Origin of the sequence: Ulvibacter antarcticus (assembly GCF_003688405.1) — a bacterium.
Classification (GTDB): domain Bacteria; phylum Bacteroidota; class Bacteroidia; order Flavobacteriales; family Flavobacteriaceae; genus Ulvibacter; species Ulvibacter antarcticus.
Map to the genome: position 1 here is coordinate 289,264 of NZ_REFC01000011.1, position 22,040 is coordinate 311,303.

Here is a 22,040-nt window from a genome sequence, read left to right on the forward strand (position 1 = left end):
CTTATTTAATCATTTTTTTTACTTCCTTATTGAGGTAATAGCCAGTGACGGCAGTAGAAAGCACATCGGCAATAGGAAATGAAATCCAAACTCCAAAAACTCCAAAAAACTGCGGAAGTACTAGTATTAGTGGTATTAAAAAGAAACCTTGCTTCGTTAAACTTAGCAATAGTGCAGGAATTGCTTTACCTATCGCCTGAAAATAAGATGCTCCGATTAGTTGAATTATAATTACAGGAGTAGCCGCGAAAACCCATCGCAATGCAGAAGGAGTCCTCCTCATAAGCTCGGCGTTATCTGCGATTGTTTTTGCATCTAAATTTTCATTATTACTCATAAAAATAGCAACAATGTCTGATGGGAATATCATAATCACAGCAAAAATGAAGAGCGCGAGAGCACCAGAATATTTTATAGATGTATTAATTGATTCCCGAACTCTTTGATAAAATCCGGCGCCATAATTATATCCGGCAATTGGCATAAAACCTTGGTTTACCCCAATAACGGGGAAGAGCGCGAACATCAACATTCGACTAATAATTCCATAAGAAGCAACATCGAGTGCATCTCCGTGAGTAATTAAAACATTGTTTAGAAGTATGGTCAAAACTGCTATCGTTCCTTGCCTGGCGAGCGTTACGAAACTAAGACTGCTTATTTCTGAAACTATTTTCCTATCTAATTTAAGAGAACTCCATTTGAGGCGTAGTTCGCTTTTTACAATAAAAAACCATACGATAAAGGCAAAACAAATAAAGTAACTTATAAAGGTTGCCCATGCAGCACCTTCCATTCCGAAGTCAAAAACATTGATAAGAATATAATCCATAAAGATGTTTCCTATTGCGGGAAGCATCATGGCATACATGGCGAATTTTGGTTTTCCCTCGGCGCGAATTACGTTGTTCCCCATCATACACATGGACAACATTACGATTCCATACATAACTATGCGATAGTACACCAAAGCGAGGTCCTTGAAGGATTCATCAGCTCCAAAGAATTCGATTAGATTGTCTTGAAAGATAAGTCCGAGTGCTGCAAGTAATCCTGAAGTTAAAAAAGTAAGGGAAATCTGATTTCCAAATACTTTCAATGCTTTTGATTCATTTTTGGATCCTAAGGCTCTCGATAAAACTGAACTACCTCCAATACCAACAGACAAACCGATGGCGCCTATAAAAAAGGTGATTGGAATCACAACCGTAATCGCAGAAATTGCTAGAGGTCCTATCCATCGACCCACAAAAATAGTGTCGACGATCATGTTCAATGACATGACTAGAATCCCAATACTAGCTGGAACGGCTTGTCGAACTAGTAGTTTGCTAATGGAATCGGTTCCTAAAGTGTTGGAAATTTTTTTCATTTTACATCCTCACCCCTAAAACTCTTTCCTTGCAAAAAGAGGCGAGGATAACGGTTTATTATTTATGCAATTGCTGTTTTCAGGTCTTTAATCCGCCATTCATCTATCCAGCCGGTCATTACCTCAGCCCAATCATCGCGATCATTGAGGCATGGAATCACTGTGAATTCCTTACCACCGACCTCGTGAAATATTTCTTCTCCTTCCATAGCAATTTCTTCCAATGTTTCTAAACAATCACTAACGAATGCAGGCGTTACAACCACCATTTTTTTAGTTCCCGCTAGGCCCATTCGTTCTATGGTTCGATCGGTATATGGCTGCAACCATGGGTCGAATCCTAATCTGGATTGAAAAGAAGTTGAATAAGACCCATCCTTTAAATTAAGTTTTTCCGCCACTCTTCTCGTAGTGTCTAAACATTGATGACGGTAACAAAAATTATGAGCTTTGGAAGGTGTTACACAACAGGAATTGTTAATCTGACAATGTGATTTTGTGATGTCGCTTTTGCGAATATGACGTTCGGGTACTCCATGATAGCTGAATAACAGATGTTCGTAATCCAGGTTTTCTATTTTTTCTGAAATACTTTTGGAAAGCACTTCTATATAATCCGGTTTGTTATAAAAGGCCGGTAGAGATGTTATTTCTAATTGTGGAAAAAATTTATTTTTCAGTTCCTCAATGGCCACTTCTATTGTTTCGGTGGTTGCCATTGCAAATTGCGGATAAAGAGGTACTAACAGTATATCATCCACTCCTTGGTCTACCAATTCCTGAAGTCCTTTTTTTAGCGTCATACTTCCATATCTCATGGCTAATGCAACTGGAATTGTAGTTTTTTCCTGTATTTTTTTCTGAAGGCGCTCTGAGATTACAATTAGTGGCGAGCCTTCCTTCCACCAAATTCGTTCGTAGGCAGCGGCCGATTTCTTAGGACGTGTGTTTAATACAATACCTCGAACTAAAAAGGATCGAAACCAATAAGGAACATCAATAACACGTGGGTCCATCAAAAACTCATCAAGATATTTTTTTACATCCTTTGGATTGGTGCTGTCGGGTGAACCTAAATTTACAAGGAGAACTCCTTTCATATTCATTTCCAACACAGGTTGGAATCTGTTTAATTAGTAATCAATTTTCGAATTGCAAAAATACTATCTCTCAAATAAAAGTCTCCTAAAAAGACCATAAAGTTACTTTATAAGCATATCTACAGTATTAATCAAGACGAAAGTCCCATTATATACTTTTTGGGTGTAGTACCATATTTCTTTTTGAATGCTGCAATAAAATGGCTTGCAGTGCTGTAACCTACTTTTAGTCCAACCTCGTTTACATTATGAGAACCTGTTGCAAGTAGCTGTCTGGCAATTTCCATTTTATAGTCGAACAAAAAGCTAAACACAGAATCACCGTAAATTTGTTTAAAACCTTCTTTTAATCTATTGAGTGGAAGGTTAATCTCTTCGGAAAGTTCCTGGAGTGTTGGAGGTTCTGCCATTCTTAAAATGATAATCTGCTTCGCTTTTTTAATTTTTGCTACGTTTTCTTCATCAATTAAAAACGGACATTGCTCAACATCCACATCTGCTGGCCTATTAAAATACAAGCTCAATAACTCGTAAGCTTTTGCTTTGAAATAGAGCGGTTTTACTGAAGGATGGAGGTTGTAATTCATTAATTGATTAAGGACAATCGACGACGAAGGAGATATAGGCGCATCCTTGTAGTACTTCCTGTCTTTGTTCTCATCACTTAGAAAGGTTATATAATTGGCTTCGGAAGAAAAGAGACCGTGAAATTTCTTGATAGGTAGTAATACTGAAATCACCCAGGAATGTGAATTCACCTGAAGGTTTAATGGGAGATCGCGTTGAGGGTTATAAAGCAGTAACGAATTATCCTCATTCAATGCTAAAATATAATTTCCATCATTAAAAATAAAACTTGCGGAACCCTTTAAACAAAAATGAAACTGCACAAAATCTGAACCTACTTCCCTAGTAAATACCTGACTATCATCGGTTTCGTTGTTAAATTTTAAAATAAAGAAGCCGTCCTCAACACTGATTTCCTCGTAAAAACTTTGAGCGACATTTTTTTCAGAAAACATACTGATGTTATATTATATTATTTAGAATTGTTCTAGATAAAGGATGTGAATTACCCTCTTTAAACAGCGAAATTAGGGGATTTATATGATATTTATCATATTTTAATAAAAATTAACAGCCTGCGACACTATTGATACCGCTAGCGTTACTTTTTCAAGAAAATTGCTTTTACTTTTGCCTCGTTACCTATGAAAATAAACGGCAATCGACATATTTCATCTTTGGATGAAGGAAATTTCTACGCAATTGGACTTAATTATAAAAAGGCCGATGCAGTAACTAGAGGTCATTTTAGTATAAGTGAAACTGCTCAGCAGAATATATTGTCACATGCTAAAGATGAAGGGATTGTGACTTTGTCTGTAATATCTACATGTAATCGCACCGAACTTTACGGAATTGCAAAACACCCTTATCAAATTATAAAATTACTCTGTGAGTACACAAACGGTACAGTAGAAGAATTTGAAAAAGTAGCATATATTCACAAAAATAAGGACGCAGTTTCCCATCTTTTTAAGGTAGGTACAGGCCTTGACAGTCAGATTCTTGGTGACTTTGAGATTATTAGTCAGTTACGTAAAAGCTTCAGGGCATCCAAAAATGCCGGACTTATGAATCCATACTCCGAGCGTTTGGCGAATGCTGTTATCCAGGCAAGTAAAAAGATCAAAAACGAGACTGAAATCTCAAGTGGTGCAACTTCAGTAAGTTTCGCTGCAGTGCAATATATTATGGCACGTGTTCCATACGTTTCAGAAAAGAACATCCTTCTTTTCGGAACAGGAAAAATTGGAAGAAACACCTGTGAAAATTTAATAAAGCATACCAAGAACGAACATATCACACTTATAAATCGCACAAAGGATAAGGCCGAAAAGATTGCAGGAAAGTTCAATCTTGTTGTAAAGGATTACGCAAACATTCAAAGTGAAATCGCGCAAACTGATGTGATGATCGTTGCAACCGGTGCTCAACAGCCAACAATCTCTAAAGAGTTACTTTACCTTAAAAGACCTCTTCTTATTCTGGATCTCTCTATACCGAAGAATGTTTCAGATAATGTAAAGGAAAATGAATTAGTGACCTTGGTTCATTTAGACGACTTATCTACAGTAACGGATAAGACCTTAGAACATCGGGCATCTCAGATTCCGAAGGCAGAAAAAATTATTTCCGAAGTTGAAATGGAATTCAATGCTTGGGCGGAAAACAGAAAATTCGCACCTACTATCAAAGCACTAAAAATAAAGCTCGCCGAGATAAAATCGGGAGAAATTGATTATCAAAGAAGGAAAATAGCCGATTTCAACGAAGAACAAGCCGAAATAATTAGCAATCGCATAATTCAAAAAATCACAACACATTTCGCAAATCATTTAAAAGACGATACTATTTCCACATCAGAAAGCGTGGAAATGATCAATAAAGTGTTTCAACTTTCAAACACTGAGTTGTGAAAAAGCTGATACGAATTGGTACGCGCGATAGCGAATTAGCGCTTTGGCAGGCCAATACTGTTCAAAAAAAACTACAGAACTTAGGATATGATACCGAATTAGTCCCTGTGAAATCCACTGGCGACCTTATTTTAGACAAACCTCTTTACGAATTAGGAATTACCGGTATTTTTACAAAAACATTGGACGTTGCCATGATTAATGGAACGGTTGATATTGCCGTTCATAGTATGAAAGATGTACCAACGCTCCTCCCAAAAGGAATTATTCAAGCAGCCGTTCTAAAACGTGCTTCTTCCGAAGATATATTAGTGACAAATGGGCCATTTGAAGTTGAAAAAAATGCTACTATCGCAACCGGAAGTTTGCGCCGTAGAGCTCAGTGGCTACATCGATATCCGCATCATAGCCTAGTAGATCTTAGAGGTAATGTAAATACCCGATTGCAAAAATTAAAGGATAACAATTGGCAAGGAGCAATTTTTGCCAAAGCAGGTTTACAAAGAATTGATGTTCTTCCTGAAAACCACACCTCATTAGATTGGATGGTCCCTGCACCTGCACAAGGAGCGATGGTTATAGTTTCCATGAAGAATGATGATTATTGTAAAGAAGCTACTTCTAATTTAAACGATTTCGATTCAGAAGTTTGCACCCAAATAGAACGTGATTTCCTTCGGACTTTAGAAGGTGGTTGCACGGCTCCTATTGGTGCTCTGGCAGAAATAATAGATGACGAAATACGATTTAAAGGAGTGCTATTTTCCCTTGACGGGCAAACTAAACTGGAAATTGAAAAAGTAGTTCAAATTGATAATTATAAAGATTTCGGTGCAGAATGTGCCCAAAGTATTTTAAATAATGGCGGGAAGGAAATGATGCGGCTAATTAAATTAGAAACTAAGTAGTCCCTCACCCCCAGCCCCTCTCCCGCTGAGAGGGGAGCTGCTGAAAATTTAATAAGATTCGGGAAGTAACCAAATAATAAAAATCTCTCTCCCGCTGAGAGGGGAGATATAAAAAGTTTAATATGATACTGGAAGGAATCTAAATAGTAAAAATCCCTTCCGCTGAGAGGGGTGCTGTTGAAAATTTAATAAGATACGGGAAGGTTAACCATATAATAAAAACAGGTCTCCCTTTAAGATGGGTGATCTTTTAAAATTCTTTATGAAAATAACTAAAACTCAAATAGCAAGACATCTTAGGCAGGAGCAGACCGATGCCGAGATGAAGCTATGGGAAGTTTTGAGAAATCGTCAGTTTGAGAATTTAAAATTTAGGAGACAACACCCCTTGAAAGATTACATCGTAGATTTTTATTGTGATGAATTAGAGTTGGTAATTGAGTTGGACGGTGGCTATCATAATCATCCTAGTCAGCGATTCAATGATGAACAACGAGACTATCATCTTAGTTTTTTGGGATATAAAATTTTAAGATATCGAAATTCGGAGGTGTACAAAGGCCTTGTAGATATTTATAAGGACATCCAAAAAGTCAAAGATCAGTCTCCTTCTCAGCGGGAGAGGGTCGGGGTGAGGGACAGAATGATACTCTCCACCAAAAATCTCACTCCTATCCAAAAGAAGCCGCTTGAGAAAACCAATATCTCGCTCACAGAATACGATGCGATTTCAGTAAAACATCTTGACTTCAAGATTCCTAAAGGAATTGAAAACGTAATTTTTACAAGTCAGAATGCTGTAGATGCATTTTTTAAGCAGAATCCTTCAAAAGAAGATTTGGCTACGATGCGTTGCTTTTGTGTTGGCGAAAAGACAAAAGCACTTTTGGTTAAAAACGGTCTAAAAATGGTCAAAACAGCTCAATATGGAGTAGAGTTAGCCGATTTTATAGTAGAAAAGCATAAAAATGAAAGGTTTCACTTTTTCTGCGGAAACATTCGAAGTGATGATATTCCATCAGCACTAAAAAAGGCAGAAATCGAACTTTTTGAAGTAAAAACTTACGAAACTGCGTTAAATCCGGTCAGATTTGATAAAAAATGGGACGGAATTCTATTTTTTAGTCCGAGTGGTGTGAGGAGTTTTACTTCTGAAAACAAGATTGGAAACAGTCTTTGTATTTGCATTGGAACAACAACTGCTTCCGAAGCTAAAAAATATACGGATAAAGTCGTAGTTTCAGAGACTACAACCATTGAAAGTGTTATTGACAAAATAACGAAATAGAAAAAAGTAGAATAATTAAAAGGCCTCAGATTAAGGAGGAATTGATATGATAAAAAACGATTTATTTTTAAGAGCACTAAAAGGTGAAACTGTAGACAGACCACCGGTTTGGATGATGCGTCAAGCAGGTCGCTATCTCCCGGAATTTATGGAAATAAAGGCCAAATACGACTTCTTTACTCGTTGTCAGACTCCAGAATTGGCCAGTGAAATCACCGTTCAACCCATTCGAAGATACGGAATGGATGCGGCTATTCTCTTTTGTGATATCCTCGTGATTCCGCAAGCAATGAATATTCATGTGGAGATGAAGCCTGGTATTGGTCCATGGCTTCCTAACCCAATTCGTACAAAAAAAGATCTTGAAAGAGTGATTGTACCCGATATTCATGAAACTTTGGGCTATGTGATGGAAGCTATCAAAATGACGAAGGAAAAACTCAATGATGATATTCCGTTGATTGGATTCGCTGGAAGTCCGTGGACGATTCTGTGTTATTGCGTACAAGGACAAGGCAGCAAGAATTTCGATATAGCCAAAGGATTTTGTTTTACGAACCCTATTGAGGCACACGAATTACTTCAGAAAATAACAGATACCACCATACTTTATCTAAAGGAAAAAGTTAAGGCCGGTGTGAATGCCGTTCAGTTGTTTGATAGTTGGGGAGGGATGTTGTCTCCGGTGGATTATCAGGAATTTAGCTGGCAATATATACAGCAGATTATTGATGCCTTGAAGGATGAGACTCAGGTCATAGCGTTTGGTAAAGGCTGCTGGTTCGCGTTGGATACTATGGCGAAAAGTGGTGCGGCTGCTTTAGGGATTGACTGGACTTGTTCTGCAAGAAATGCGCGTTACTTAACTGGTGGCAAGATCACTTTACAAGGAAATTTTGATCCTGTTAGGCTGTTAAGCCCTCCAAAAACGATAAAGAAAATGGTGAAAGAGATGATTGATGACTTCGGAAAAGACCGATATATTGTAAATTTAGGCCACGGAATTTTACCAAATATACCTGTTGAAAACGCAGGAGCATTTATTGAAGCGGTAAAAGAATATAAATCGGAAGCTTGAAGATTTGGGCAAGGATACAAAGTTTAAGTTTCGGACAGCTTTGGAAACTGCTAGTCGTTTTTCTGAAGCATCCGTTATATATCTTACCAACAATTCGAGCAACCAAAGAAACCATGGAAACTTGCAATATTCTTTTTGGAGATGCGCATTTTAGAAGTGGTAAAGCAAATGCATTTCGTCATGCCTATTGGAATTTCATGATTTGCAAGAATTCGATGAAATTCTACAAAAACGATCAAATATCAACCAATTGGGCCGAAAAATTCACGAATTTGTATGAAAAAGTAACTCAAAACGAGAAACTTGATCAGATTATGGATTTCCATAATAACAAAGTCGGACGAATGGTGTTTTTGAAGAAATATGATCTAAACAAGCAAGAAATCACTGATTTATTGATGAAAATGAGTCAAAAAGCTATTAAATTCGAGGAAACGGATACATTAAATATAGATTCTGAACAGTTAATTTATATTGAAGATTAACAAAAGCTGTATGATAAAAAATATTCTAAAAGGTATTAAGGCTTACACTGGAACTTTCAAATTGATATCCAAACTTGGAATATGGAAATATTTCGGGGTACCTATGCTAATTAGTTTTCTTACCGCCACCCTAATAGGTTTTTCAGCCTGGGGCTGGTCTGATAATATTGGGAGTGTCATTGCAAAGATCTGGTTTTGGGAATGGGGTTCTGAAACATTTAGAACAATTAGCGACATTATTGGTGGTTTCGCCATTGTGGCAATCGGGCTTATTCTATACAAACATATAGTGATGGCATTAAGCGCTCCTTTTATGAGTCCTGTTTCCGAAAAAATTGAAGCCCATTTATTGGGTGTGAATCATGTGCATCGAGATACTACCAATGCAGCGCAGCTATGGCGTGGCGTTCGAATCAACGTGCGAAATCTATGCATGGAACTGCTGCTCACGATTCCTATTTTATTACTAAGTCTAATTCCGGTGGTGAACATAATTACCTCCATACTTTTGTTCTTAGTGCAATCATATTATGCAGGATTCGGAAACATGGATTATACCTTGGAGCGTCATTTTAAGTATGATGAAAGCATCCGTTTTGTAAAGAAAAACAAAGGAATTGCCATTGGAAACGGGGTTGTGTTTATGGCGATGTTGCTTATTCCAATCGTCGGAATTATATTAGTTTTGCCACTTTCGGTTACAGCGTCAACCACCGAAACTGTTCGCCTAATAAAAGAATCTGGCAGATTAAAAACTCCCGAAATCCTTCAGAAAGAATCGAATGTATAAGTCAGACACATTTTCCATATTCGCACTCAAAGCTGACGATGCTTATAATTTAAATGCTCTGATTCTTGAGAATATGGATCACTTCGGAAAGTATCTGCCAATTACGGTATCAAAGAACTTAACCGTAAAAGCTTCCGAAGCATACATTCAGAAGAAAAAAGAAGAGTATGTCAAAAAAACCTGTATTACTTTCGGTATAGAAGAAAGTCAGACAGGGAAAATAGCCGGGCTCATCATATTAAAGAATATTGAACTTAAGAAGAAAGAAGCTGAGTTTGCCTATTGCATGGCGGCCTCATTTGGAGGGAGAGGTTGGATGTCAATGGCTGTAGAAAAAATGATAGAATATGCCCAAGATGAATTTGGCATTGCTCACTTTAAAGTTATTACACACAAAACCAATATAGGAAGTTGCAAAGTGGCCGAAAAAACTGGTTTTATTTGGAAGAAAACATTATTAAAAGAGTTTAGACCAAAGAATTTTGCACCGATGGATATGGAATTATATGAACGCTCCTTATGAAAGATAAATTTGTCGCATACATACGTGAATTACAAAATGTCATCACTTCAGGATTAGAAGCAGTTGATGGCAACGCCAAATTCAAAGAAGACATTTGGAAAAGACCTGAAGGCGGTGGCGGCCAATCACGAGTCATTGAGAATGGTGAAGTATTTGAAAAAGGCGGTGTAAATATTAGCGAAGTACACGGAAAACTTTCGGAGTCTATGCAACAATATTTCGGAGTAAAAGATGCCGATTTCTTTGCTTGTGGTCTAAGTCTTGTATTACACCCAACTAATCCATTTATACCTACAGTACATGCAAATTGGCGTTATTTCGAAATGTATGATGCAAGTGGTAATATCGTCGATCAATGGTTTGGTGGAGGGCAGGATCTCACTCCCTACTATCTTTTTGAAGAGGACGCTAATCACTTTCATGGTGTTTGTAAAAAAGCCTGCGACGCCCATGATCCGGAGTTTTACCCAAAATATAAGAAACGTTGCGATTCTTACTTTTACAATGCGCATCGTGAAGAAGGAAGAGGAATTGGAGGTTTGTTTTTCGATTATTTAAAACGTACCGAGAAAATGCAGATGGCAGATTGGTTTCAATTTGTAACTGAAGTAGGTGATAGTTTCCTAGATGCATATGTGCCAATTGTTGAAAAACGAATGAATATAGCTTTCACTGAAGATCAGAAAAACTGGCAAGAGATAAGAAGAGGCCGTTATGTGGAATTTAATCTAGTACATGACAAAGGAACGCTCTTCGGGCTTAAAACCAACGGAAGAATTGAAAGTATTTTGATGAGTTTACCTCCCAAAGTACAATGGGTGTACGATCATCATCCGGAAGTTGGAAGTGAGGAAGAAAAATTGATTGAAGTATTAAAAAACCCTAAAGATTGGGTGTGAATTAAGTTAACAGTTCTCTTAATAAATAACAAGTCCCCTCGAGCGCAGTCGAGAGGTTAGCACATGATGATTATTTAGGTCTCAACTGCGCTCGACCGGACAAAACAGAAACTTATAACTCATGTTAAGAAGAAACCGCAGATTACGAAGTTCGGCAGCCATTAGAAGTCTGGTCCGTGAAACCATTATAAGCCCCGACGATTTTCTAGTTCCCATTTTTGTTGTAGAAGGAAAAGGTGTTAAAGAAGAAATTGCCTCCATGCCCGGTTATTACAGATATAGCTTGGATTTGTTAGCTTCGGAAGCAAAAGAAATATGGTCCTTAGGGCTAAAATCTGTATTACTGTTCGTAAAGGTTCCAGAACATCTGAAAGATAATAGTGGAAAGGAAGCATTGAATCCCAACGGACTTATGCAGCGAGCAATAAAAACAGTGAAAGATGCTGTGCCAGAGATGTTGGTTATGACCGACGTGGCGTTAGATCCTTATTCAAAATACGGTCACGACGGAATTGTTTCAGAAGGGAAAATAATCAACGACGATTCTAGTGCAATTTTAGCCGAAATGTCTTTGACACATGCCATTGCTGGAGCCGATTTTGTCGCACCAAGTGATATGATGGATGGACGCATTTTTGAGATTAGAACTCTGTTGGAAGATGAAGGCTTTCACGATACAGGAATCATGAGTTATAGTGCAAAATATGCTTCAGCTTTTTACGGACCTTTTCGTGATGCATTAGATTCGGCTCCCGTAGATCTTAAAGACATTCCGAAGGACAAACAATCTTACCAAATGGATTTTGCGAATCGGGATGAAGCAATAAGAGAAACTTTGATGGATATTGAGGAAGGCGCCGACATCGTTATGGTAAAACCCGGCCTGTGCTATTTGGATATAGTAAGGGATATTCGCAATGTTGTCGATGTGCCCGTGGCCGTTTATCAGGTGAGTGGTGAATACGCCATGCTAAAAGCTGCAGCCGAAAAAGGATGGTTAAACCATGATGCCGTAATGATGGAACAAATTACGGCCATTAAAAGAGCCGGAGCACATATTATTGCGAGCTACTTTGCAAAAGATGTGGTGAAACTTATCTCCTAATACAACAAATCAATCTCCATGAAAAACGCAATTTTAATTTTTTCACTATTTATTTCCTCTGTGACTATCGGACAACAACTAACAGTAAAATCAGCCTTTCTTGAAAAATGGGGAAATTCTAGAAATTACTTGTTGGAAGTCGCCGAAGCAATGCCCGAAGAGTCATTCGATTTTAAACCAACCGAGCGACAAATGAGTTTTAAAGAGCAGCTTATTCACATCAAAGGGAATATGGATTGGTTAAGTACGAGTTATTTTACGGATAATGAATTTGAGAAAGGCGTTTCAGAAATACCGGTAACCAAAGCGGAAACCATAGAAGTTTTAACGAATGCTTTCGACGCTGTTTCAGAAATAATTAGTATTACTTCCGAAGCCGAACTAAATGAAATCGTCGACTTTTTTTCCGGGCCAAAAAGTAAACTTCAGATTCTTAGTTTATTGCAGGATCATGTGACTCACCATCGCGGGCAGCTTATAGTATATCTCAATTTGAACGGAATTAACCCACCTAATTACGTAGGCTGGTAAATAGCAACTTAAATATTTAGCAAAATTTTATCATTACGAATCAATTTTCTGAATACCTTTACCTTGTGAAAGCATTAAATCCATATTATAGTTGTCTATTACTCCTGAGTCTCTTTTTGGCTTCAGGCGATATAGCGTTTGGTGCTGCTGCAGACTTTTCTAATATCAATTCGGAAAAAACTTCCACTTTTAATCCTGACCGCAATACGAAATCGGTTTTTGTGGAAGAAGTGGCCTTAACTGAGACCCTTCAAACAAGTCCAGAAGAAGAAATCGCGTTCATAGGATTTGGTAATTCTGTAATAAATCAAGAAAGCTTAAGCTTAAAAGTTGACGGATTTGTTAATTGCCTTTCTTCTCTTCAAGACAAGCGTAAATTATTGGGTCAAACCATCTTTCCTTACCATTTTTTCTGGTAATACTTTTTTCTTTTTATAACGCCAAGCATCACTTTCATAGCTAGTGGTGACTATTGCTGTTTCAGAAAAACAGAAAAATAAGTTTAACCAGAAAAAATATAAAACATGAAAACAAGTTCACTATGGGTCGATATCGTCCTAATATTATTGGTGGCAGCCCCTATTGTATATCTCATATTAATGACCACAGGCAAAGAGAAAAAAGCCAAAAAAGAAGTAACAAAAATTTGTAAAAAGAATGGATTAACCGTTAGTAATTTTGATATAACAGGGAATCTTATCCTTGGAATGGACGAGGGTCATAAAAAACTCATCATGTCTCATCGAAAAAATATTGAGAGAGACTTTAAAGTGATTGACCTTCAGTCTTTGAAAGAATGTCGCGTAAAAACGATAAAACTTTCAAAAAACACCACCGACTGGGTAGGGCTCGAATTACTTAAACCAGATTCTAAATTAGACATTTCTTTTTACGATGAAAGTAATGATGATGGTCCTTATATAGACCCTCTTGCCTGTATTAAAAAAGCAGAGCAATGGGAGAAGTTAATTAAGCCATTACTTAAGGCTTCATAAGAAAAAAAGGGCGGATTAAATTCCGCCCTTTTTTGTTATTAACATTCCATTACCTAAAAACCGTTTTTAAATCTTTAATTTAGTCCTCAATTAAAACCGTGAGATGACTTTATTACTTATTTACGCATTACTTTCAATTTTCATTTCTTTTTTGTGTTCCATTCTTGAGGCTGCCTTGCTCAGTTTTACCCCTACCTTTTTAAAAGTGAAGAAACAGGAAGGAAAAGGCTACGCCAAAACGCTCTCAAATTTCAAAAAAGACATCGATCAACCCCTGATCGCGATCCTTACGTTAAATACGATCGCGCATACAGTTGGGGCCATCTTAGTAGGTGTTCAAGCTGAAAGTTTGCCATATAAAGTTGAAGTTTTAGGAATAAATATGGTTGGAATCGTTTCTTCCATAATGACACTGTTAATTCTGGTTCTGTCTGAAATCATCCCAAAAACAATTGGAGCTACCTATTGGAAAAAACTGGGACCCTTTACCGCGCTTCTATTAAAAGTAATTATTTTCCCATTAAAATATACCGGAATACTTTGGCTGCTTACTTTTACCACCAAGTTAATTGGAAAATCTGCGCATGTGAGTACAATTAGCAGAGAAGAATTTATTGCAATGACTGATACGGCAGAAAAGGAAGGGGTTTTTGCCGAAAACGAAAGTGCGGTTATTAAGAATCTTTTAGTTTTTAGATCCGTGATGGCTAAAAACGTAATGACACCTTTTCCCGTAGTCGTGAGTGCCGACGAATCCTTAACTTTGAAAAACTTTTATGAATCGAATAAAAATTTACAGTTTTCAAGAATTCCGGTATTCAAAGACAGGAGTCATAACATTACCGGCTTTATACTTAAGGATGATCTGCTCGCAGAAATTGTTGAAGAGCATGGTGACAAACCCTTAAGTGATTTAAAACGGGAGTTAAATATGGTGCAGGACACAACACCTATTCCTCTGCTTTTTGATAAATTTATTCAGCAGAGAGCTCATATTGCGCTGGTAGTGGATGAATTTGGAAACACTATTGGAATCGTCACCATGGAAGATATTATTGAAACCCTTCTCGGTCTCGAAATTATGGACGAAAGTGATGCCATAGAAGATATGCAAGTACAGGCTCGCAAAAATTGGGAACGACGGGCAAAGCGAATGGGAATAGCATTGCAGGACGATGAAACAGCTTCAAAATAATGAAAAAAGCATATATAAATAGCCCGATTGGCATTGTAGAAATAATCGGTGATAAGGATGGATTACTAGCCGTTATTTTTATGGATTCTTCGGAAAGTTTCTCATCGGAAATACCTTCAGAATTAAAAGAAACAGTGAAACAACTCACCGAATACTTTGAAGGAAATCGAAGCGAGTTTCAACTGAAGCTTTCACCAAAAGGAACAGAGTTTCAGAAAAGAGTATGGAATGAATTGCAGCAAATCCCATTTGGGAAAACATCATCGTATCAACAAATGGCTAACAGACTAGGCGACCCCAAAGTGATACGCGCAGCTGCTTCAGCCAATGGAAAAAACCCTATTTCAATTATCATCCCATGTCATCGAGTAATTGGGAGTGACGGCTCGCTTACCGGTTATGCCGGAGGTTTACATCGTAAAAAATGGTTGCTTGCTCATGAAAGTCCTGTAACTCAAGGAGAGTTGTTTTAACTAATCTTAGGGGCAATTCATGTTATAATTGTCGATCATTTTTATGTATTCTGCCAGCACTATATTTGAATAGAATTCATCCATATACAAGGTTCCGTCTTCTTTAGACAATTTACTGCTGGCACTTTGTGCTTCCTGAAATTTAGAGTAAAACGCCTGTCGAAATTCTTTCTGATCCTGACCTTCCATTTCCTCAATATACTCTATAGTGGCCGGACAATCCTTAAAGATCTCTTTAATTGCCATGGTCATTCGCTTTTTCGCTTTCTTCATATTAAACACGGAAACACCTTTCATGTCTCCCATTTTCATAGCATAACCTTCTCCATCCTTACTTAAATAAACCACTGAACCCATATAATGAGCATTTGCCTTTCCTACCTCATCGGAGTATACGTTGTACATGAAAACATTCACTCTATCGTCATACACCATTGGTAAAAGCGCCTTTTTTTCAACATCTACAACTTCAAAATTTTTATCAACGGTCTTTAAAGGCATATAGTAAAAATTGGAATAAGTACTATCTTTCTCTTTTACACGAATGGAAGCAATATCTTCCGCCGGAATAACTTTTTTCTCTCCATTTTCATTTTTAATAGTAATGTTTTCTGCATTTAAACCAAGGTGATCTTCTACCGATCGTGAATCTAATAGTTTTAAAAAGGGATGTTTTAATTTAAGTAAGTTTCCTTTTTCAATAGTTCCGTTCTTTAAGTAAATCTCTATTCCGCCGGATTCAGTTTTAATCTTTGTCTTTCCATGTCCCTGCGAAAATACTGTAAGACAGCTGAAAAGGATTAAAATACAAACAATTCGATTTTTCATTTTCATAATAAAAATAGTTTTTAATCTTAAAAAGAACAGAAGTGAATTATTTTTCCCAACTTTCTTAAATCAAACCCAATATATGAAAATTCTTAAAACTCTTAAAAAAGCTTCTAAATGGGTACTTATTATAGCATTTGGGTTAGTAATAATTTTATATCTAACCGACTATAACTATATCCTTAAAGGCGTTCGAGTAGTCTATTTAACAGGACATATAACCGCTTTTATTGATGATTATACATATTTTGAAAACGAAGACATTCCGGCAAGTACCTTACCGCAGCCCTGGCCAATTCATGAAAATTACAACAGTGTAGTTGCTACCGAGGCACTTTCCGAAGTAAATAAAAAACTAGGGACTATCGCCTTTCTGATTATTAAAAATGATAGCATCTGGTTTGAAAATTATGCCGAAAACTACAGTAAAGATTCTCAAACAAATTCGTTTTCGATGGCAAAGAGTATCACCTCTGCACTTCTTGGGAAGGCTATACATGATGGGTTTATAAATAGTTTAGAGCAACCAGTCTCCGACTTTTATCCTCAATTTGCAAATAGCGGAATGACAGTTGGTGATCTTTCTTCAATGGCTTCAGGGCTAAATTGGGACGAGTCTTATAAGAGTCCGTTTAGCGTCACAGCACGATCGTACTACGATAACGATCTGGCTGAAACAATTTTAAATTTAAAGGTGGTCGATACACCTGGTAAACATTATAAATACCTCAGTGGAAATACCGAACTACTTGGGATGGTAATTCAAAAAGCAATACAAAAGCCCTTAGCAAAATATCTTTCTGAAAGTTTCTGGCAACCTATGGGAGCAGAAAACCCGGCGCTTTGGCAGGTGGATGATAAGGTAAATCGATTGGTAAAAAGCTATTGTTGCATCGCGAGTAATGCAAGGGATTTTGCGCGCTTCGGAAAGCTTTACAAAGACAATGGAAAATGGAATAGGCAGCGGCTTTTAGACTCTAGCTTCGTGGCGACTTCTGTGTATCCAAGATTTGAAGAAAGTCCGCAATATGGTTACGGGTTTTGGTTAAGTGACTATTTGGAGAAGAAGATTTTTGTTATGCGAGGGATTCTAGGACAATATGTAATTACAATCCCGGAGGACAATCTCATCATTGTACGCCTTGGGCATAACAGAGGTGATAAAACCGGAACACCTTTTACTTCCGATTTTTACACCTACGTAGAAGAGGTTTACAATATGCTGCCAGACTAAGTCGTCGATTTTTTGTAACTTTAATTATCGGCTCCCTCCATTACTTAGGCGATGATACATAAAATGAAACTGGAGGATATCCTTTTCCTGGATATAGAAACCGTTCCTCAATTTGAAAACTTCGAGGAGCTCGACGATACTGCAAAATTTCTGTGGGAACAAAAAACACTTTACCAACGCAAGGATATCAGTCCCGAAACTTTCTACGAGAGGGCAGGAATCTGGGCAGAATTTGGAAAAATAGTTTGTATTTCGGTAGGATACTTCAAGATTTCAGAAGAAAAAAGACGTTTTCAAGTGATTAGCTTTTATGGAGATGAACTTAAAATTTTAAGGGATATTAAAAGCCTACTTCAAACTCAATTTAATAAATCTCAACATCTGTTATGTGCTCATAACGGCAAGGAATTCGACTTTCCATATATCACTAGAAGAATGATCATTAATGGCATTGATGTGCCATTTAAGTTAGATCTCTTCGGAAAAAAACCTTGGGAAGTTCCGCATCTGGACACCATGGAATTATGGAAATTTGGGGATTACAAAACTTTCACTTCTCTGAAGCTAATGGCCTATGTATTGGGCATTCCATCGCCTAAAGATGATATAGATGGAAGTCAGGTTGGAGAGGTGTATTATAAAGAAAAAAACATCGCTCGAATCGTATTATATTGCGAAAAGGACACAATTACGGTAGCACAAATATTTTTAAAGCTTCGGAATGAAGCATTATTAACCAAAGGTGAAATTCGAATTTGATTTGAATAATTGAATTGAAAGTCCTGTTACTCCTCAATCTAAATAAATAAAGCCCACTCGATCGAGTGGGCTTTACTATTTGTTATGAGAATAAATTATTATTCCATAATAAAGCGTTCAACAAATTTTTCGTTGTCTGCATTTACTTGAATCATATAAATACCACTTTGCAATAGAGAAACATCAATTGTATTAGTAAATGCTCCTTTAGCAACCACTTGTCCAATCATATTAAATATGATATAATCTGTTGCAGTTGTCCCAGTAAGTTCTGCATTTAAAACAGCTCCTTTCACAGGGTTTGGATAAATACTTAAAACCGAATTACTAGAAGAGAATACGTCTCCTGTGATTCCCATAATTGGGTTACTTCCACCTAGAACAACGATATAATCTTCTACTTCTCCATAACTGAACGATTCGCAAGAAGTTGGAATTCCATTATACTTCATAGAAACACGCATTCTTGTAGGTCCTGCTGAAGCACTTCCAGGTACTGTAAATGTTCCGGAAACCGAAGTTGCTGTGCTAGCAGATCTTGAATAAACAAGTTCTCCAGAATCCCCAAAGTCACCATCACGGTTATAATCTATCCAAACGGCATAGCCTTCAGAATAAACTGTTCCAGTCCAAGCCGGGGTTATAGTAATTGTGTTACTACCGCTTAAATTGGTAGAAAGTGCAGTAAAGTTACCATATCCAACAGATGAAGCTCCAGTTACATTATTAATGCTTCCAAGTTGTACACGTTGGATATACTCATCTGAAGTACTATTACCATTCGATGCACAATATCCAGTTGGAGGAGTTCCACCACCACCACCGGTGCTTAGATTTACATTATCGATAGCAATATCTGCCTGCCATGTTGATCCTGTTAGACGATTAAATCGCAATTGTACGCTTCCGCCAACATAAGCAGACATATCAATCGTTGCAGTTAACCAAGCGTTACCTTTATTACCAGATTGGCTCCATAAACTTGTCCATGATCCACCGTTATCGTTACTTGCTTCTAACGCGATACTTCCCATATCCGCTGCACCATACATATGATATCCAAATGTAAGTGTCGCTGCCGATTCAGAACCTAAGTCGAAACAAGGAGAGTTTAAAATTGCACGCTTACTAGGGTAGTTTGGTGAAGATGCTTCCACATACATATACCATGATCCCTGTGCGCCTGTGGTTGGCCCAGTATTACTTGACGGAGTTCCACCCGAATCTCTAGTCCAATTAATATCATCGGCTGTAGATTGAGTCCATGCTCCTAAACCACTTTCGAAGCTTTCAGAATATGGGAAAGAAGAAATTCCTCCCGCACATCCGCTACCACCACCGCCACCGGTTGTAGTTACGTTTACAGTATTACTATATCCTGAAACATTTCCAGCAGCATCTTTTGCTCTAACTCTGAAAGAATATGCAGTACCGGCAGTCAATCCGGTTATTTGTGCAGTCGTTCCGGTTACGGTTCCTAAGTTTGAAGCTCCTTGATATACATCATATCCTGTTACTCCAACATTATCTGTAGAGGCATTCCATGCAAGATTTACTGTATTATCAGTTACTCCTGAAGCTGCTAATGATGTAGGAACGGAAGGAGCCTGAGTATCAGGAGCCACTCCGCCTAAATTCACAGTGTAGTCTTCAACTTCACCATAGGTAAAGGATTCACAAGAAGTTGGAATTGCATTGTATTTCATAGAAACACGCATTCTCGTTGCATCACCAACAGTACCTGCCGGTACGGTAAATGTTCCGCTATTTGGTGTATTTGTTGAAGCCGCTTTTGACCAAACCAATTCACCTGCATCACCAAAGTCATTATCACCGTTATAATCAATCCAAACTGCATAACCTTCTGCGTAAGCAGTTCCAGTCCAGGTTGGAGTTACAGTAACAGTATAAGATTGTCCTTCAATTAAATCTGTTGAAATACTTGTAAAGTCTGAATAAAACTGGGCTCCGGAAGCATTGTTAATGGTACCTAACTGTACACGACTAATATATTCGTCGTTAGTGTTGGTACTTGCTGAAGCACAATAATTACTTCCACCACCGCCTCCATAGGCAGCTCCTACACCAACTGCATGCCATGCATTGGTAACAGCAATCTCTTCGGCACCACCGGCACCATAAAGATCGATTGCAGACTGAATTGCTCCAGTTCTAGCATTTGCAAAAGTTGAATTCGAACTTAAATAGTTGTTTAATGTACGATACGATATTGCTGCAGATTTAGTCATTCCAATTCCTGAAACACTAAATGCATTACCAATATCGTTTGTTCCTGATCCTCCAACTACAGATAGATAAAACCAATAGTTTAAAACACCGGAGTTAGTATGTACACCACAGTAATCATTATTCTGTGTTGGCGTACCACAATTTGGATTTTGCCAGAAAGATCCGCCATAAGTATCTGGTTGGCTTTTCGAATTTGGATTGCTCATTGAGCGTAAAGCAGAAGATCCACTTCTTCTGTCAATTTCATCACCAATTAACCAAACAGCTGCCGAAGGACTTGTATCACTACCATTACCTTTTGCAAAATGCTCTACAGCTGCTCCCCAAATATCGGAGAAGCCTTCATTTAGTCCACCAGATTCTCTCTGATAAGCTAGATCTGCGGTAAAAGTTGTAACTGCATGTCCAATTTCATGGGCAGCAACATCAATAGAGGTCAAAGCATCGAAATTACCATTTCCTTCATTTCCGTTTGAAGATCCATCTCCATAAGACATCACTGAACCATTCCAGAATGCATTATCATAGTTATTATCAACATGCACATAACTTCTTATTTGTGCACCATTGCCATCGTAGCTATTTCTACTATGCTTTGTTTGCCAGTAATCGAATGTCATCATTGCGCCCCAATGTGCATCCAGTGCAGCATTGTCTTTATTTGCACTATGCTCTGCAGTAGTCCAATTATTATCATTGTCTGTGAACTGTTGATAGTTCGAAACATACGGATAGGTATTTCCAGGAGCTTGATGTAAAGCATCACGCGTATACACTTTTCTACCTGCATCACTTAAAATATAATTACTCCCGCTTAAGGCAGTCTCAATTGTACGACTTCCACTATATCTTGTGGCTGCGGTTCCGCTTACAAAAGCCATAGCTTCACTATTCTCAATACGATTACAGTATTCAGCTTCTGTTTCTACCATTGCCGGTGCTTCGCCAACATGTCCAAAAGTTGAAGCATGTTTTATGATAGCGTTGTAAAATAATGCCTGACCGTTATTAGCATCGATGTATAGGATTCCGCGGCTCATAGGGCTGGTTGCAAATATATCGAACTTATAAGCTAGCTTATAGGAGTTGATATGTTCTACGTCTCTACCACTATTGAAATCAGGAAGAATAACCAATTCACCTGCTGGTTTTTGGTAATTGTCCATTTCAGCTGCTGCATCAGAATACTCCCACATATAGTGCTGGGCTCCAATATGCGCTACAGCTTTGTTAAACGCTGTTGTATTGCTTATTCCAGGACTTACATCAAAATCTTCGTTTATTGAATAGTATTCCGAACTCAATGATTCTACTTTGCCACTTTTGGCATGGAGTATAAGGGTTCCGAATTCAACCTTTACACCACTATAATATTGTTGGAGTTTTTGGTGGGTGAATCCTAGTTGATCTTGTTCTTGTTTAATTGTTGTAAATGAAGTTTGGGGAGAGGGAGATAAAACTTCTTGTAGGAGTACGTTTGAATTTTGAAGAGAATAAGATTTGGCTTCGTCAAATATCAATAAACTTGGTGGCTCCTTGACATTTTTCTGTTCATCTGGTTTATTTTGAGCATCAACTTGGGAAATTCCCGAAAAGAACATCAAAATAGACAGTGAAATTAGAAAAATCACGTTGTTATTTTTTTTCATAATAAAGTAAGATTTGTTAAAAATTAGGTTTGTGTTTTTAAAAACTTGACTAAAAAAGAGCTATTTTTTTACATTATCAATTTTTTTGCGTTAAA

21 protein-coding genes are annotated in these 22,040 nt (G+C 37.6%); 16 read left to right on the forward strand and 5 right to left on the reverse strand.

Annotated features, from left to right (window positions below; all coding sequences use genetic code 11):
- Position 1: 1 nt before the first annotated feature.
- From BXY75_RS01500 to BXY75_RS01510, 3 genes are all read right to left on the reverse strand, one after another.
- Positions 2-1,372 carry an MATE family efflux transporter gene (locus BXY75_RS01500; RefSeq protein ID WP_121905927.1) on the reverse strand — a complete coding sequence of 457 codons (1,371 nt, stop codon included), beginning with the start codon at positions 1,370-1,372 and terminating at the stop codon, positions 2-4.
- Between the two features lie 62 nt (positions 1,373-1,434).
- Positions 1,435-2,472 (reverse strand): ferrochelatase, encoded by a 1,038-nt coding sequence (gene hemH, locus BXY75_RS01505; protein ID WP_121906580.1) that lies wholly within the window; start codon positions 2,470-2,472, stop codon positions 1,435-1,437.
- A gap of 131 nt (positions 2,473-2,603) precedes the next feature.
- Positions 2,604-3,494: a helix-turn-helix domain-containing protein gene (locus tag BXY75_RS01510; protein ID WP_121905928.1), complete on the reverse strand. Its 891-nt coding sequence runs from the start codon at positions 3,492-3,494 to the stop codon at positions 2,604-2,606.
- Positions 3,495-3,683: 189 nt separating this feature from the next.
- On the opposite strand from BXY75_RS01510, the gene hemA reads away from it, so the two are divergent.
- The 14 genes from hemA (at position 3,684) to BXY75_RS01580 (ending at position 15,225) form a co-directional block, all read left to right on the forward strand.
- On the forward strand, positions 3,684-4,955 hold the full coding sequence (gene hemA, locus BXY75_RS01515) for a glutamyl-tRNA reductase (RefSeq protein WP_121905929.1): 1,272 nt from the start codon (positions 3,684-3,686) through the stop codon (positions 4,953-4,955).
- Positions 4,952-5,863: a hydroxymethylbilane synthase gene (hemC, locus tag BXY75_RS01520; RefSeq protein ID WP_121905930.1), complete on the forward strand. Its 912-nt coding sequence runs from the start codon at positions 4,952-4,954 to the stop codon at positions 5,861-5,863. Before hemA ends, hemC begins: the two co-directional genes overlap by 4 nt.
- A 262-nt stretch (positions 5,864-6,125) precedes the next feature.
- A complete protein-coding gene (locus BXY75_RS17195) occupies positions 6,126-7,151 on the forward strand; it encodes a uroporphyrinogen-III synthase (protein ID WP_211331803.1) in 1,026 nt (341 codons plus the stop codon).
- A 46-nt stretch (positions 7,152-7,197) separates the two neighbouring features.
- Positions 7,198-8,229: a uroporphyrinogen decarboxylase gene (hemE, locus tag BXY75_RS01530; RefSeq protein WP_121905932.1), complete on the forward strand. Its 1,032-nt coding sequence runs from the start codon at positions 7,198-7,200 to the stop codon at positions 8,227-8,229.
- Positions 8,226-8,714 carry a DUF6973 domain-containing protein gene (locus BXY75_RS01535; RefSeq protein WP_121905933.1) on the forward strand — a complete coding sequence of 163 codons (489 nt, stop codon included), beginning with the start codon at positions 8,226-8,228 and terminating at the stop codon, positions 8,712-8,714. Before hemE ends, BXY75_RS01535 begins: the two co-directional genes overlap by 4 nt.
- Before the next feature lie 10 nt (positions 8,715-8,724).
- Positions 8,725-9,504, forward strand: a complete 780-nt coding sequence (locus tag BXY75_RS01540) for an EI24 domain-containing protein (protein ID WP_121905934.1) — start codon at positions 8,725-8,727, stop codon at positions 9,502-9,504.
- Complete coding sequence (locus BXY75_RS01545; RefSeq protein WP_121905935.1) at positions 9,497-10,027, forward strand: GNAT family N-acetyltransferase; 531 nt, start codon at positions 9,497-9,499, stop codon at positions 10,025-10,027. Before BXY75_RS01540 ends, BXY75_RS01545 begins: the two co-directional genes overlap by 8 nt.
- Entirely contained in the window at positions 10,024-10,926 is a 903-nt protein-coding gene (gene hemF, locus BXY75_RS01550) for an oxygen-dependent coproporphyrinogen oxidase (protein WP_121905936.1), read from the forward strand. The genes BXY75_RS01545 and hemF overlap by 4 nt, the downstream gene beginning before the upstream one ends.
- Before the next feature lie 121 nt (positions 10,927-11,047).
- Positions 11,048-12,031, forward strand: coding sequence for a porphobilinogen synthase (gene hemB / locus BXY75_RS01555; RefSeq protein ID WP_121905937.1), 984 nt, complete (start codon positions 11,048-11,050; stop codon positions 12,029-12,031).
- 18 nt (positions 12,032-12,049) lie between these two features.
- Positions 12,050-12,562: a DinB family protein gene (locus BXY75_RS01560; protein ID WP_121905938.1), complete on the forward strand. Its 513-nt coding sequence runs from the start codon at positions 12,050-12,052 to the stop codon at positions 12,560-12,562.
- A 65-nt stretch (positions 12,563-12,627) separates the two neighbouring features.
- Positions 12,628-12,981, forward strand: coding sequence for a hypothetical protein (locus BXY75_RS01565; RefSeq protein WP_147437213.1), 354 nt, complete (start codon positions 12,628-12,630; stop codon positions 12,979-12,981).
- Between the two features lie 105 nt (positions 12,982-13,086).
- On the forward strand, positions 13,087-13,557 hold the full coding sequence (locus BXY75_RS01570; RefSeq protein WP_121905940.1) for a hypothetical protein: 471 nt from the start codon (positions 13,087-13,089) through the stop codon (positions 13,555-13,557).
- 103 nt (positions 13,558-13,660) lie between these two features.
- The gene (locus tag BXY75_RS01575; RefSeq protein ID WP_121905941.1) at positions 13,661-14,752 is read left to right on the forward strand and encodes a CNNM domain-containing protein; all 1,092 of its coding nucleotides are present in this window, start codon (positions 13,661-13,663) and stop codon (positions 14,750-14,752) included.
- Positions 14,752-15,225 carry a methylated-DNA--[protein]-cysteine S-methyltransferase gene (locus tag BXY75_RS01580; protein ID WP_121905942.1) on the forward strand — a complete coding sequence of 158 codons (474 nt, stop codon included), beginning with the start codon at positions 14,752-14,754 and terminating at the stop codon, positions 15,223-15,225. Before BXY75_RS01575 ends, BXY75_RS01580 begins: the two co-directional genes overlap by 1 nt.
- Before the next feature lie 6 nt (positions 15,226-15,231).
- Here the strand turns inward: BXY75_RS01580 and BXY75_RS01585 are convergent, their stop codons facing one another.
- A complete protein-coding gene (locus tag BXY75_RS01585) occupies positions 15,232-16,059 on the reverse strand; it encodes a hypothetical protein (protein ID WP_121905943.1) in 828 nt (275 codons plus the stop codon).
- 76 nt (positions 16,060-16,135) lie between these two features.
- On the opposite strand from BXY75_RS01585, the gene BXY75_RS01590 reads away from it, so the two are divergent.
- Positions 16,136-17,287 carry a serine hydrolase domain-containing protein gene (locus tag BXY75_RS01590; RefSeq protein WP_121905944.1) on the forward strand — a complete coding sequence of 384 codons (1,152 nt, stop codon included), beginning with the start codon at positions 16,136-16,138 and terminating at the stop codon, positions 17,285-17,287.
- Positions 17,288-17,338: 51 nt separating this feature from the next.
- The gene (locus BXY75_RS01595; protein WP_121905945.1) at positions 17,339-18,046 is read left to right on the forward strand and encodes a 3'-5' exonuclease; all 708 of its coding nucleotides are present in this window, start codon (positions 17,339-17,341) and stop codon (positions 18,044-18,046) included.
- Positions 18,047-18,144: 98 nt separating this feature from the next.
- Here the strand turns inward: BXY75_RS01595 and BXY75_RS01600 are convergent, their stop codons facing one another.
- Positions 18,145-21,945, reverse strand: a complete 3,801-nt coding sequence (locus tag BXY75_RS01600; RefSeq protein ID WP_121905946.1) for a M4 family metallopeptidase — start codon at positions 21,943-21,945, stop codon at positions 18,145-18,147.
- Positions 21,946-22,040: the final 95 nt, after the last annotated feature.